Annotated in this window: 1 pseudogene; it reads left to right on the top strand. The window is 73.0% G+C overall.

Annotated elements, in window-relative coordinates:
- Positions 1 to 703 (top strand): annotated as a pseudogene (locus tag Aple_RS52705) (hypothetical protein); the annotation flags it as partial.

The raw sequence follows: 703 nt of genomic DNA, 5'->3' as shown, positions 1-703 counted from the left end.
CGGGGCAAGGACGATGACCGTCCGCTGCGGGTCCGCCAGGCCGACGCGCTGTCGGCCCTGTTGAGCAAGAAGGTCACCACCGAATTGCTGGTCCTGGTCCGCGCCGAATCCCTCCCCACCGACCACCTCGCACACGACGCCGACCCCGCACATGACCACCCCACCACCGGCCACCCCACACATGACGTCAACCCCGCACATGACGCCGACCCCACCCCTGCGGCCTCCACCTCGGCGTCCGCCACGCCCGCCACACCCGCCACGGGGGTGCCGCCATCGCAGAGCACATCCGGACACGCCGACACCGCTGATCCCGACACAACCGCGGCCGACACCGCCGGCTCCAGCGATGCTCGGCCCGGGACACCTCAGGCTGGTGACGGCTCGACCCGCCGCGCGAGCGGCCCCCGCCACACCGCAGGCACGGGTTCAGCCGGAGAAGGTACCGGCAGCGCGGACACGGGATCGACCGGGACAGGCGCCAGCAGCGCGAACACCGGTTCAGCCGGGGCAGGTGCCGGGAGCGTGGGCACGGGTGAAGGGCCGGAGGCGTGCAGGACCTGTGGGCACGCGCCGGACCGGCTGGCGCCCGGGCTGCTGATCGCCACCGGGCAGCTGCTGCCCATCTCCGACGTCCACCGGCTCGCCCGCACCTCGAAACTGGTCCGCATGGTGGTCGACGCCAAGGGCCGGGTTCTGGACA

It is taken from the genome of Acrocarpospora pleiomorpha, assembly GCF_009687885.1.
Classification (GTDB): domain Bacteria; phylum Actinomycetota; class Actinomycetes; order Streptosporangiales; family Streptosporangiaceae; genus Acrocarpospora; species Acrocarpospora pleiomorpha.
Note: the sequence above shows the minus strand (reverse complement) of the source record. Positions and strands in the feature narration are given on the sequence as shown.